At 58.8% G+C, this 13254-nt stretch carries 14 protein-coding genes; 8 read left to right on the forward strand and 6 right to left on the reverse strand.

Annotated features, from left to right (window positions below):
* The first annotated feature begins 13 nt into the window (after window positions 1-13).
* The 4 genes from ACFWW4_RS16620 to gluQRS all read left to right on the forward strand — a co-directional run bounded on the left by ACFWW4_RS16620 (window position 14) and on the right by gluQRS (window position 3851).
* Window positions 14-940, forward strand: coding sequence for a porin (locus tag ACFWW4_RS16620; RefSeq protein WP_393928429.1), 927 nt, complete (start codon window positions 14-16; stop codon window positions 938-940).
* Between the two features lie 67 nt (window positions 941-1007).
* Window positions 1008-2363: a methylenetetrahydrofolate--tRNA-(uracil(54)-C(5))-methyltransferase (FADH(2)-oxidizing) TrmFO gene (gene trmFO, locus ACFWW4_RS16625; protein WP_411891892.1), complete on the forward strand. Its 1356-nt coding sequence runs from the start codon at window positions 1008-1010 to the stop codon at window positions 2361-2363.
* A gap of 22 nt (window positions 2364-2385) precedes the next feature.
* On the forward strand, window positions 2386-3003 hold the full coding sequence (locus ACFWW4_RS16630; RefSeq protein ID WP_411891893.1) for a class I SAM-dependent DNA methyltransferase: 618 nt from the start codon (window positions 2386-2388) through the stop codon (window positions 3001-3003).
* Window positions 3000-3851, forward strand: coding sequence for a tRNA glutamyl-Q(34) synthetase GluQRS (gene gluQRS / locus ACFWW4_RS16635; protein WP_411891894.1), 852 nt, complete (start codon window positions 3000-3002; stop codon window positions 3849-3851). Before ACFWW4_RS16630 ends, gluQRS begins: the two co-directional genes overlap by 4 nt.
* On the opposite strand, the gene hisI is transcribed toward gluQRS, so the two are convergent.
* On the reverse strand, window positions 3820-4194 hold the full coding sequence (gene hisI / locus ACFWW4_RS16640; RefSeq protein ID WP_411891895.1) for a phosphoribosyl-AMP cyclohydrolase: 375 nt from the start codon (window positions 4192-4194) through the stop codon (window positions 3820-3822). The two genes, gluQRS and hisI, sit on opposite strands and share 32 nt — an antisense overlap.
* Before the next feature lie 67 nt (window positions 4195-4261).
* On the opposite strand from hisI, the gene ACFWW4_RS16645 reads away from it, so the two are divergent.
* Window positions 4262-4708, forward strand: a complete 447-nt coding sequence (locus ACFWW4_RS16645) for an iron-sulfur cluster assembly scaffold protein (RefSeq protein ID WP_393928434.1) — start codon at window positions 4262-4264, stop codon at window positions 4706-4708.
* A gap of 210 nt (window positions 4709-4918) precedes the next feature.
* Here ACFWW4_RS16645 and ACFWW4_RS16650 read toward each other — a convergent pair whose 3' ends face one another.
* The 5 genes from ACFWW4_RS16650 to ACFWW4_RS16670 form a co-directional block, all read right to left on the reverse strand.
* Entirely contained in the window at window positions 4919-5041 is a 123-nt protein-coding gene (locus ACFWW4_RS16650; protein ID WP_393928435.1) for a hypothetical protein, read from the reverse strand.
* A gap of 100 nt (window positions 5042-5141) precedes the next feature.
* Window positions 5142-7232, reverse strand: a complete 2091-nt coding sequence (gene recG, locus ACFWW4_RS16655; protein WP_411891896.1) for an ATP-dependent DNA helicase RecG — start codon at window positions 7230-7232, stop codon at window positions 5142-5144.
* On the reverse strand, window positions 7229-9328 hold the full coding sequence (gene ligA / locus ACFWW4_RS16660; protein WP_411891966.1) for an NAD-dependent DNA ligase LigA: 2100 nt from the start codon (window positions 9326-9328) through the stop codon (window positions 7229-7231). The genes recG and ligA overlap by 4 nt, the downstream gene beginning before the upstream one ends.
* Window positions 9329-9506: 178 nt before the next feature.
* Window positions 9507-10220, reverse strand: a complete 714-nt coding sequence (ctrA, locus tag ACFWW4_RS16665) for a response regulator transcription factor CtrA (protein WP_393928437.1) — start codon at window positions 10218-10220, stop codon at window positions 9507-9509.
* Between the two features lie 91 nt (window positions 10221-10311).
* A complete protein-coding gene (locus ACFWW4_RS16670; protein WP_411891897.1) occupies window positions 10312-10590 on the reverse strand; it encodes a DUF1153 domain-containing protein in 279 nt (92 codons plus the stop codon).
* A 130-nt stretch (window positions 10591-10720) separates the two neighbouring features.
* On the opposite strand from ACFWW4_RS16670, the gene mnmA reads away from it, so the two are divergent.
* From mnmA to ACFWW4_RS16685, 3 genes are all read left to right on the forward strand, one after another.
* Window positions 10721-11860 (forward strand): tRNA 2-thiouridine(34) synthase MnmA, encoded by a 1140-nt coding sequence (gene mnmA / locus ACFWW4_RS16675; RefSeq protein ID WP_411891898.1) that lies wholly within the window; start codon window positions 10721-10723, stop codon window positions 11858-11860.
* A 218-nt stretch (window positions 11861-12078) separates the two neighbouring features.
* Window positions 12079-12267 carry a hypothetical protein gene (locus ACFWW4_RS16680; RefSeq protein WP_411891899.1) on the forward strand — a complete coding sequence of 63 codons (189 nt, stop codon included), beginning with the start codon at window positions 12079-12081 and terminating at the stop codon, window positions 12265-12267.
* A gap of 115 nt (window positions 12268-12382) precedes the next feature.
* Window positions 12383-13246: an ATPase gene (locus ACFWW4_RS16685; RefSeq protein ID WP_411891900.1), complete on the forward strand. Its 864-nt coding sequence runs from the start codon at window positions 12383-12385 to the stop codon at window positions 13244-13246.
* Window positions 13247-13254 lie beyond the last annotated feature (8 nt).

Raw genomic sequence — 13254 nt, forward strand, 5'->3', positions numbered from 1 at the left:
AAAGGTTTGGACAATGACAAGAACCAAAATCATTCTCAGCTCCACCGCTGTCGTCGCGCTTGTGACCGGCACGGTTGCGGCTGATGGTGTGCGTTACGCACAATTTAGCTATGACCGAAACAACTATTCTGTCGGTGATGACGACATCAACGCCAACGAACTGGTCGGCGAAATCGAATACCAGGTGGGCGATGTCCTGCTTTCGGGCGCAGTCGAAAACCTCTCGGCGGATCGGGGCGACCTGGATGCAACGACGCGTGAGATCTCGGTCGGGGCTGGATATTTCCTCTCACCCGACATTCTGATCGGGGCCGAAATCGGCAATGTTGAGACGGATACAGCGGACGCCACTGTCGCCGGTGCGTTCGCCCAATACCGGACAGATCAATTTGGCGTCGGGCTCAGCATCCGGCAGGACCTCGATGCAGAGGAAACCCTGTATCTGGGTGTCGCCACGTTCGAAGTATCGCCAGGGATCGACCTCGGCATCGGGCTGAGCAGCAACACCGCCAATGACAGCACAGGCTACGTCATTTCGGCAGATTACGAACAGGGCCCCATCGATGCACGCGTCTACTTCGCGGGCAATTCCGAAGATGATGCCAGCACCATCGGTGCGCGCGGGGCCTATGAATTCGGCAGCGCCTTCCGCGGTACAGCCGCTTTCGAAAATGTATCCGGCGGGCTGGTCGACTACACCAGCTTCAAGATCGGTGCCGGGTATGAGATTGCGGACGGGGCATGGATTGACGCCTCCATCGGCCAGATTGATCCAAGCAATGGTGAAACGGTCGACACTTTGAGCCTTTCAATCTCGTTCGAAACTGGCGGGCCCACACGTCTGGACCGCGAATTTGCCCGCGACCTGCGCGGGGATGCCAATGCAGGCAGCGGCCAGTTCCGAAATGCGCTTGGTGCGCTTCCGATCGCCACACCCTAACCAATCAAGGCCCGCGCCACGTGCGCGGGCCTTTTCATTCCCCGGCACAGGACCTAAATGTGCCCTCATGGAAAAAACACTCAACATTATCGGCGGCGGCATGGCCGGGTCCGAAGCTGCGTGGCAGGCAGCCAATGCGGGCCTGAACGTGACGATCCACGAAATGCGCCCCAAAGTGGGCACCTTCGCCCATCGGACCGGCAATTTGGGCGAAATGGTGTGTTCGAACTCCTTCCGCTCTGACGATCATGAACAAAACGCCGTCGGCTTGCTGCATTGGGAAATGATGCAGGCCAACGGACTGATTATGCAAACCGCCTACCGGCACCGGCTGCCTGCGGGCGGCGCGCTGGCCGTCGACCGTGATCCATTTGCCGAAGCGGTCACCGCAGCGCTCACCGCACACCCGAACATTTCCATTTCCCACGATGAAATCGCCGCGCTCCCCGAAGACGGTCACTGGATCATCGCGACGGGTCCGCTGACCTCAGGCGCATTGGCCGAGGCTATGCAAGCGGAAACCGGGGCCGAGGCGCTGGCGTTCTTCGACGCCATCGCCCCCATCGTCTATGCCGACAGCGTCAACATGGATGTCGCCTGGATGCAGTCGCGCTATGACAAGGGCGAAACCGAGGAAGAACGCACCGCCTATCTCAACTGCCCGATGACACGCGACCAGTACGAAGCTTTCATCGACGCATTGCTGGCGGCCGAAAAGACGGAATTCAAGGAAGGCGAAACCGCCGGTTACTTCGACGGCTGCCTGCCGATCGAGGTCATGGCCGAACGCGGGCGCGAAACCCTGCGCTTTGGCCCAATGAAACCTGTCGGCCTGACCAACGACCATGATCCACAAAACAAACCCTACGCCGTTGTCCAGTTGCGCCGCGACAATGCACTTGGCACGCTGTTCAACATCGTAGGCTTCCAGACCAAGATGAAATACGGCGCGCAAAAGGCTGTTTTCAAAATGATTCCTGGGCTTGAGAATGCGGAATTCGCCCGCCTCGGCGGTATCCACCGCAACACCTTTATCAACTCTCCCACGCTGCTCGATGACAAGATGCGCCTGCGGTCGCGGCCCAACATCCGCTTTGCCGGCCAGATAACCGGGGTCGAAGGCTATGTTGAAAGCGCCGCCATGGGCCTGCTTGCGGGTCGTATGGCGGTGGCCGAAATGACCGGCCAAACCTTGGACCCGGTGCCGAATACAACCGCGATGGGCGCGCTTGTCACCCACATCACCGGCGGGGCTGATGCCAAGACATTTCAACCCATGAACGTCAATTTTGGTCTCTTCCCACCGCTGGAAGGGGTCAAGGGCGGGCGGCGCAACCGCAAAGACCGCTACAAAGCCTATACCGACCGGGCCAAATCCGATTGGCAGGCGTGGCTGGGTCAAATGGCGCTGGACGCCGCCTGAACTGCCGCGTTAGCTTTGCACCATGGCTGACAAGAAGGACCCGCTGCGCCCCGATCTCTGGACACCGCGCCCGGTGGAGGAAACCATCGCGGTTTACGCAAACTGGGCTGCGACCTATGACGCCGATATCACCGCGCGCGGGTATCATACCCCTGCCCGGATCGCCGCTGCGCTGAAAACGCATGCGACGCCTGACACTACCATTCTGGATTTTGGCTGCGGCACCGGTTTCTCCGGGCAAATCCTGCGCGAAGCGGGGTGCGGCACCCTGCACGGCACCGACGTCACCGCAGAGATGCTTGAAAAGGCCATCGAACGCGGCGTCTATGCCAAGACCTGGCTCTCGCAACCCGGCGAACTCAGCTTCGGGCGTGGCGCCTACCCGGTGATCGTCGCGGCAGGCGTCGTCAGCCTCGGGGCCGCGCCACCCGAAACGCTGGGCGCACTTGTGGGGAAACTCAACACCGGTGGTCTATTGGCATTGTCCTACAACGATCCAACCCTTGCAGACGCCAGCTACACAGAGGCGCTCAGCACGGAAATCGGTGCAGGCCGGGCCGAGGTCATTTTTCGCGAGCACGGGCCCCATCTGGGTGACATGGACATGGGCTCAGACATCATCATCCTGCGACGGCGATGATCACCCGCTTTGCGCCATCGCCCACCGGGCCACTGCATCTGGGGCATGCCTATTCCGCGATGCTGGCCTATGACATGGCCATGGCGGACGATGGAACATTCATCCTGCGCATGGATGATATCGACCGCGTCCGCTCAAAACCGGAATTCGAACAACAGGCCATCGACGATCTGCATTGGCTGGGGCTGTCCTGGCCGGAACCAATCATGAAGCAATCGCGGTCCGAACCCCGTTTTCGGGCCAATATTCAAAAACTTGCCGCGATAGGTCTGCTCTACCCCTGCTCCTGCAGCCGGACCGACATCGAAAACGCCGCCAGCGCTCCCCAAGAGGGCGTGCCCACCCATGGACCCGACGGACGCATCTATCCCGGGACCTGCCGACATCGAACGATGGCAGACTTCAGGGAGGGCGATGCGATCCGCTTGCATATGGAAGAAGCGGTCGATCAGGCGGCGCCCTTGCCGAGTTACAAGGAAACCGGCGAAAAGTATTGCGGCACGCTGCAACTGGACGCGGACGACCTGATGACATCAATCGGTGATGTCGCGGTGGCGCGGCGCGGCATGGCCGCCGCCTATCATTTAGCCGTGGTCCTGGACGACCATGCGCAGGGCATCACCCATGTGATCCGTGGCGAAGACCTGTTTGATGCCACCCGCATCCATGTGCTGCTTTATCATCTGCTGGGCCTTCCCATCCCGATCTACCACCACCACAAACTGATCCGCGACGAGAACGGCAAGCGTTTGGCGAAACGCGACGACGCCCGCGCGATCGCCAAATACCGGGCCGAGGGTGCCACGCCCAATGACATCAGGCAGATGGTGGGTCTTCCGGCAGCTTGACCACTTCAATCTCTTCACCATTGCGCACGGCTGTATAGAAACAGGTCCGGCGGCCGGTATGGCAGGCGGGGCCCGTCTGCTGCACCTCGATCAACAGACAATCGCGGTCGCAATCCACCTTGAAATCCACCAGCGCCTGCGTGTTCCCGCTGGTCGCCCCCTTCACCCAAAACTCCTGCCGGGACCGCGACCAATAGGTCACCTGCCCTGTCTCCAGTGTCCGCGCGACAGCCTCTGCATTCATCCAGGCCATCATCAGCACCTCACCTGATGCGGCATCCTGCGCAATCGCCGGGATCAGGCCTGCGTCATTATACTTCAGGCTGGCGGGATCGAAGGGCATGTCAAAAACCTTTGCATCAGGATCGGTCCGGACTATCTAAAGAGGACCGTGAGGAAGGGCAAACGCGATGTCAGCTGAAACAGACATGATCAAACTCTATTCCGGCAGGATCCTTGCCCTGGCCGCCGACATGCCGCGCACCGAACGGCTCGCGCAGCCCTCTGCCACGGCCAAGAAACGGTCCCCCCTTTGTGGATCAACCGTCACCGTCGATATCGTCCTGGAAGACGGCGTGATCACGGACTATGCCCAGGACGTCAAGGCCTGTGCCCTAGGTCAGGCCGCCGCTGCCGTCGTTGGCGGCAGCATCGTAGGCACAACGCCCGCGCAGGTGCAGCAAGGGCGTGATGAGCTTTACGCCATGTTGAAATCTGACGGCCCTGTGCCCACCGCCCCTTTCGACGGGCTTGAGGTCCTGCAACCTGCCAAGGATTACAAAAACCGGCATGCATCGATCCTGCTGGCTTTTGATGCCACGCTAGACGCACTGGAAACCGCCAAAGCCACTGCCTGAGCAGCCAATTTCTTGGAAAAGTCTGCCCCTCGCAGAAAAAACCGCCGCACATCCGGGACAGGATGGCGGCGGCAGTTTAAGCGACAGGTCCGGTCCGGCGTTCCAGCGGGGGAGGCAAAACCCCTTTTTGGACTCAGACAGGCAGGTCATCAGACATTGCATTCTTGGGACAGGGCAATGTGATGGACCGGACGGCTATCGCCAGGGAGGTCAGATCAGCCCGGGCAAGGACAATCCGACAAACAACATGATCATCAGGGCCACAACGCCAAGCGCATCAGCCAAAAGCGTCTCGCGGGACCGGACGATGATGGATTTGATCTCTTGGGCCATGCTGTGTTCCTCACGTTCTGTTGCTGCTTTGTTCTCACATCATTAACCTTGTGTAAAGAACTTTTTAGGAACATTCGTGAACATTTTGGAACACGTTACGCTAACCCACTGAAATCAAACGGATCGCCTTGTCCTGCTCCATCAGCCACAGCAATGTACGGGCCGCTTTCCCACGATCTGTTTCCAGCGTCGGATCATCATGCAACAACTTGCGCGCATCCGATTGCGCCAGCGCCATGAGTGACGCCTGACGCTCCAGATCGGCGATCCGAAACCGCGGCAGACCGGACTGCGCCGTGCCAATCACATCACCCGCCCCGCGCATGGCCAGATCTTCCTCGGATATGCGGAACCCATCCTCTGTCTCACGCAGTATTTCCAGCCTGCGCCGCCCGCTCTCGGTCAGCGGGGCCTGATAAAGCAGCAAACAGGTCGACGCGGCGTCCCCGCGCCCGACCCGACCGCGTAATTGATGCAGCTGTGCGAGGCCAAAATGCTCGGCCCGTTCGATCATCATGATCGACGCATCGGGGACATTCACCCCAACTTCGATCACCGTGGTTGCGACCAACACCTTTGTCTCTCCCGATACAAAGCGCGCCATCGCCGCGTCCTTCTCTGCCGGCGGCAATTGCCCATGCACCAGCCCAACAACACCTTCACCCAAAGCGGCACGCAGATGCTTGAACCGTTCCTCTGCGGCGGTCATATCCATGACTTCGCTTTCCTCAACCAGCGGGCACACCCAATAAGCCTGCCGTCCTTCGGCCACCGCATGGCGCAGTTTTTCAACAACCTCATCCATCCGCGCGGTTGAAACCAGCGCGGTTTGCACAGGCGTTCGTCCGGGTGGTTTTTCATCCAGAACCGACACATCCATGTCGCCATACTGCGCCAGCGCCAGTGACCGTGGTATCGGCGTCGCGGTCATCACAAGCACATCCACCGCCTGCCCTTTGGCACCCAACTCCATCCGCTGGGCCACACCAAAGCGATGTTGCTCATCCACGATTGCCAGTCGCAGATCATGAAAATGCACATCTTTCTGAAACACGGCATGGGTGCCGACCAGAATATCAATCCTGCCTGCAGCCAACGCTGCCAGCTTGACCTTGCGCTCCGACCCCTTGTCGCGACCCGTCAGAATCTCCAGCACCACGCCCGCGCTTTCCGCCAGCGGCTGCAACCCCTCCAGATGCTGGCGGGCCAGTATCTCGGTCGGGGCCATCATCACCCCCTGCCCGCCAGCCTCTACCACGATCAACAGCGCCATCAGCGCCACCAGCGTCTTGCCCGATCCCACATCCCCCTGCAGCAGCCGGTTCATCCGCAGCGCAGTGGCCAGGTCCGCCTCAATCTCACCGATGGCGCGGATCTGCGCAGCCGTCGGCTGATAGGGTAGCTCCGCCAGAACCTTCGCGCGCAAGGCACCTGACCCTTCGGAAGACAATCCCTTCCCCCGGCGCACCACCGCCCGCGCCAAGGCTAGCGTGATCTGATGCGCGAACAATTCGTCATAAGCCAACCGCTGGCGCGCAGGATCATGTGGCGACAGATCGGTCGATGAGGCCGGCGTATGTACCTTCGCGAAAGCGGCACGCCAATCCGGCCAGCCTTCTCGCTTCTTCAATTCCGGATCAATCCACTCGACCAGGTCCGGCGCCATCTCCAGCGCGGATCGCGTCGCCTTCCACATCAGTTTTTGCGAGATACCCGCATGCAGCGGATAAACCGGCTCATAGGTCGGAATCTCATCCGCCTCGGCCACCGGCAGGACATGATCAGGATGCACGATCTGGGCAATTCCATCAAAAATCTCGACCTTGCCTGACACGATGCGTTTCTGCCCCGTCGGCAAGAGGCGCTGCAGATAATCGCCCTTGGCGTGAAAGAACACGAGCTGAAACGCGGTCTGCGCGTCTGTGACCTGCACCCGATATGGGCGGCCCCGCGACCGCGGCGGGTAATGATCGCCCACCGTCACCTCAACTGTCGCTGTGGCTGGCGGCACGACATCGCGAATGCTGGCCCGCCGGTGCCGATCCACCCCGCCATGCGGCAAGGTCATCAGCATATCGCGTGGTTTTTCGATCCCTGTCTGTTCCAGGATCTGTGCTGTCTTTGGCCCCACGCCGTCCAGATTATTCAGCGCACCAAATAGTGGAAACAGAATCTCCGGGCGGCCGCTCATGCGTCGCCAATCAGGGCCAGCCATGCATCTTCGTCGATGGTCTCGACACCCAATGCCTCCGCCTTGGAAGCCTTCGATCCGGCCCCTGGACCTGCCACCAACAAATCAGTCTTGGCACTGACCGAGCCCGAGACCTTCGCGCCCAACGCCTCGGCCCGTGCCTTGGCTTCCGCGCGCGTCATCTTCTCCAACGATCCGGTGAACACCACCGTCTTGCCTGCGACCGGGCTGTCGGTCGCAACGGCCTCTGCATCCTCCACGTTCAAATGTGCAACCAAAGCGTCAATCGATGCGCGCTCGGCCTCCTGCTGCATCGCCGTTATGACCGACGTCGCCATGACCGCGCCGACACCGTCGATGCCGATCAAATCATCCCAGATCTCGCCTTCACCGACTGTTGCGTTGGTCATGGCCGCCTCAAAGGCATCCCAGGACATGTAGTGATTGGCCAGCGTCGTCGCCGCAGAGTCGCCCACATGCCGGATACCGAGCGAGAAAATCAGCCGATGCAGCGGGATTTGCCTTTTATCATCAATCGCATCGAAAAGATTAGCCGCGCTTTTGTCGCCCCAGCCTTCCCGGTTCTTAAGTTGCTGCATTCCGGCTCCATACCGATCCCGCAAGGTAAAGATATCGGCAGGCGTCTTGATCCAGCCATCGCCATAGAACTGCTCTACCTGTTTGGCTCCAAGCCCTTCGATATCAAACGCGGCGCGCGACACAAAATGCTTCAACTTTTCAACCGCTTGCGCCGGGCAGATCATACCACCCGTGCAGCGGCGAACCGCATCGCCCTCCTCGCGGATCGCCTCTGACCCGCATTCGGGGCAGATCTCCGGAAACGTATAAGGCACGGCCGCATCAGGCCTGCGCGCCAGATCGACATCCTTGATCTTGGGGATCACATCGCCCGCGCGATAGACCTGCACCCAGTCACCAACGCGCAGATCGCGCCCATCGCGTATAGGCTGTCCGTCACCACCGATGCCGGCGATATAGTCTTCATTATGCAGCGTCGCATTTGACACCACCACGCCGCCGACCGTTACCGGCTTTAACCGCGCAACTGGCGACAGCGCGCCAGTGCGCCCGACCTGAATGTCAATCGCCTCAAGCGTGGTCCAGGCCAGTTCTGCCGGAAACTTATGCGCCACAGCCCATCGCGGCGTGGTTGACCGGAACCCCAGCCGCCGCTGCAAATCCAGATCATCCACCTTGTAGACGACGCCATCAATGTCATAGCCCAGCGTCGCCCGGCGTTCCTCGATCATGTGATAGTGCGAAATCATGGCAGTGGGGCCATCACAGGTCACCGTGAGATCATTGGTCGCAAAACCAAGCGCAGATAGGCGTGCAATGGCCCCCGATTGCGTGTCAGCCAGAGGTGCCGACAATTCGCCCCACGCATAAGCAAAGAACCGGAGCGGGCGCGATTTGGTGATGCTCGCATCCAGCTGCCGCAATGATCCGGCGGCGGCGTTGCGCGGATTGGCAAAGGTCTTGCCCCCCGCTGCCTCTTGCCGCTGATTCAGTGCTGCGAAATCAGCGTGGCTCATGTAAACCTCGCCCCGCACCTCCAGCACCTCCGGCGCGCCTTCAATCCGCTCGGGAATGTCATCAATCGTGCGGGCATTAGCAGTCACGTTCTCACCTACAGTTCCGTCGCCGCGCGTGGCCGCCTGCACCAGCACCCCAGCTTCATAACGCAGCGACAACGACAGCCCGTCGATCTTTGGCTCGGCCGTGTAAATCAGGGGGGCATCCGCGTCCAACCCCAGATACTTACGAATACGGGCGTCAAAATCCGTGACATCGTCGTCATCAAACGCATTGCCCAGCGACAGCATCCGCACAGCATGCCGCACCTTGCCAAACCCTTCGGCAATGGCCCCGCCCACTTGTTCGCTGGGGCTATCGGCACGCTTGAGGTCAGGAAAGGCCTCTTCGATCGTCAGATTGCGCCGTTTCAGCGCGTCATAGGCGGCATCACTGATCTCGGGCGCATCATCGCGGTGATAGGCAGTGTTGGCTGCCTGCAACTGTGCCGCCAGCCATGCCAACTCGACCGTTGCCTGATCAACCGACAATGCATCCACATCCAGATGGCCTGTTTCGGGATGTCCAACGCTGGTGCTATTATTCACTTCTGCGCCCTCAAAAAAATGAACCCACCGCCGCAATGACGATGGGTTCAATTCTTAGGCAGGCATCTTCACAACGTCCAGTCGTGAAGCACCGCCCCGTCTTGTGAGTGGCCTTTGGCTCGCGGTCGCGTCAGGCGCCAACCGCGATTTTTTCTGCTGTCGTGACAGGCTCTGGATCACGCAGCACATAACCGCGCCCCCAGACCGTTTCGATGTAGTTTTCACCATCGGTTGCTTCGCTTAGCTTCTTGCGCAGCTTGCAAATAAACACGTCGATGATCTTCAATTCGGGCTCATCCATGCCGCCGTAAAGATGGTTCAGGAACATTTCCTTGGTCAGCGTGGTGCCCTTGCGCAGGCTCAGAAGCTCCAGCATCTGATATTCCTTGCCGGTCAGGTGCACGGTACTGCCGCCCACCTCGACCGTCTTGGCGTCAAGATTGACGGCAATGCGCCCGGTTTTGATGATCGACTGCGCGTGCCCTTTGGAGCGGCGGATGATTGCATGGATACGCGCCACGAGTTCTTCGCGGTGGAAGGGTTTGGTCAGATAGTCATCTGCACCGAAACCAAAGCCTTTTAGCTTGCTTTCTGTCCCATCGTCCCCTGAGAGGATCAATATAGGCGTATCAATACGGCTCAGGCGCAGCTGGCGCAGCACCTCATGGCCATTCATGTCCGGCAGGTTCAAATCCAACAGGATCAGGTCGTAATCGTAAAGCTTTGCAAGATCGATCCCCTCCTCACCCAGATCCGTCGCATAGACGTTCAGGTTCGCATGGGTCAGCATCAGTTCAATGCTTTTCGACGTTGTTGGGTCATCTTCAACCAGCAAGACACGCATCCGAGTTCTCCGCTCTCTCTTCGGTGTCGTTAACCTAAACGGCTAAAGGTTAATCACCCGTTACCATACCAGAATATCTTTACATTTCCACCTATGGTTGTCGATAACGTTGCAAAGCCGTTGCTTTTAAAGCCGCTTCGCCATGTGCAGCGACCGCATTTTCCCATTCACCAAACTCTTCATCGGACAGTTTATAGCGTTCCAACGCCTCTTTGCGCTGAATCAGTCCGGCGGTCACCGCCCTGACAACGGCCGCTTTGCGCGACGCAACCCAGCGGCGCGTATCACTGCATGGCAGGTCAGCCCGGGTCATAATGGTTCCATCCGACAGCGTCACAGAACGCGGCCCTTCGATTTTCCTTAGATACATGGTGCACCCCTTTCAGTAACTCCCGGAGGCGTTATCGGGGTTAATGGCTTAATGAGAGGTATAACTGCCCCTTGAGAGTATGTCGCATTTTCCTATATTTCATTGCGAAACGATCCTATCTGGACAAACCATGCCCCTTGATTCGCCGCTCAACTCCCTCGGCTTTGCAAAGCCGCCCGCGCAGACACGTGTTGTCGTGGCAATGTCCGGTGGCGTGGATAGTTCTGTTGTGGCGGCACAACTGGCCGAAGAAGGCTATGATGTGGTCGGCGTCACCCTGCAGCTTTATGACCACGGCGCAGCACTGGCCAAAAAAGGCGCCTGTTGTGCCGGGCGCGATATTCACGACGCCCGCCGCGTGGCCGAAGAAATGGGATTTCCCCATTATGTGCTGGATTACGAAAACACCTTCCGTGAAGCGGTGATGGACGAATTCGCTGACAGCTATCTGGGCGGGGCTACACCCGTACCCTGCATTCGTTGCAATGAACGGGTGAAATTCAAGGACTTGCTGGAAACGGCCAAAGACCTGGAGGCCGATTGCATGGCGACCGGTCATTACATCCAGCGCAAGATGGGGGCGCAGGGGGCCGAACTGCATTCCGCGGCTGATGCCAGCAAAGACCAAAGCTATTTTCTGTTCTCCACGACGCAGGAACAGCTTGATTATTTGCGCTTTCCGCTGGGCCACCTGAAATCCAAGGAAGAAACCCGGGCGCTTGCCGCCAAATACGGGCTCAGCGTTGCGGGTAAACCCGACAGTCAGGATATCTGCTTTGTGCCCAACGGCGATTATGCCGCCGTCATCGAAAAGCTGCGGCCGGGTGCGGCAGAACCCGGCGATATCGTTGACACAAATGGCACCATACGCGGGACCCACAAGGGCGTGATCCACTACACCGTCGGCCAGCGGCGGGGTCTTGGCATCGGCGGCCTGTCTGATCCGCTTTATGTGGTGAAACTCGACGTGGACAAAAAGCAGGTCATCGTCGGGCCCAAAGACATGCTTGCCACCCGGCGGGTCCCCATTCGCGAAATCAACTGGATCGGTGGCGGAAAGCTGACCGACCTTGCCGAACGACAGATCGCCGTGCGTGTGCGGTCCACCCGGCCACCGACAGACGCGATTCTGCGCCCGATCTCAGAAACAGAGGCAGAGGTCGAATTGATGGTCGCCGAACAAGGCGTCTCACCGGGACAGGCTTGCGTCTTTTACGATCCCGACAGCACCCGCGTGCTGGGTGGGGGATGGATCTGGCGCGGTGCCTGACGCCCAGATCGGCACCGGTAATCAATAAAAACAGCGATTTGGATGGAATGAACTGCACCGGAGGTATTAAACCTCCGGCTGTACTGTGGTAACTTTAATAGAATTTGATCAACTTTTTTGGCCGGTTTAACCTGTTCTTTTGTTCAGTTTCGTCAATTCGCCCCATAAATGCCCGAAATCAATCTGATCGAGGGGACGTTAATGAAGGACGTGACATGATGACCAGACAGACGCAGAAAGCCGCGCCATATGACGCAGCCGAGGCATTCTACGGACAAAGTGAACTGAAATTCGAGGAACAACTGAGGCTGATGGGAGCGACCGACCCGCGATTGCTCAAGGCTTTCAAGCGAACTCGCGAACGCTATGCCGAACAAAAGCGCAGCAAGAACGCCTCGGCAAACTAAGCGAGCACAAAGCGATATTGTTGCTGTCGCAAAGTCGCACGCCGTCCAGAGCGACAAAGCCAAGGCTCAAAAAATCCCCTAGATCATTCCTGATCCGCCGGTTACCCAAGGCGTCATGATCTACGCATCCGCATCAGAATGGCGCAACGCCCCGCAGAAACGTGTCCTGCTTTTTGCCATGTCAGGTCTGGGCAAGACTTATCTGTCCAATATGTTGCGCAGCACCGGGGACTGGTTCCACTATTCCATCGATTACCGCATCGGCACCCGGTACATGGGCGAAAAAATCGCCGACAATGCCAAGCGCGAAGCGATGAAGGTGCCGTTTCTGCGCGATCTGTTGCGATCCAATTCTATCTATATCGGCTCCAACATCTCGTTTGATGACCTCAAGCCGATGTCGTCTTACCTCGGCAAACCGGGTGATCCGGCCAAAGGCGGATTGGCATGGGATGAATACACCCATCGGCAAGACCAGTTTCAACAGGCCGAGGTCGCAGCCCTGCATGACACGGGGTACTTCATTGACCGGGCCGTTGACCTTTATCAATATCCGCATTTCGTTTGCGATACGGGCGGATCAATCTGCGAATGGGTGGATGTAAACAACCCCGACGACTCGATCATGACCGATCTGGCCTCCAAAACGCTGATGGTCTGGATCAAAGGAACCGATGAGCACACCGCCGAACTGATCCGGCGGTTTGATCGCGAACCCAAGCCGATGTCCTATGACCCGGACTTTCTGCTGGCCACGTGGAACGCCTACCTGTCTAAATTCGACGTTGCTCCGGACAAGGTCGACCCTGATGATTTCATCCGCTGGGCCTTTGCCAAGGCACTCGCCCACCGGCAACCACGATATCAGGCGATGGCAGACCGCTGGGGGATCACTGTGCCCATGCAGGCAGTCACACAAGTTCACGATTCGGAGGGCTTTGTCAGCATGATCGCTGACGCCCTTGAGATGCGCAGCTAAGCCGCCTA

The sequence above is a fragment of the Yoonia sp. SDW83-1 genome, assembly GCF_046762885.1.
Lineage (GTDB): Bacteria > Pseudomonadota > Alphaproteobacteria > Rhodobacterales > Rhodobacteraceae > Yoonia.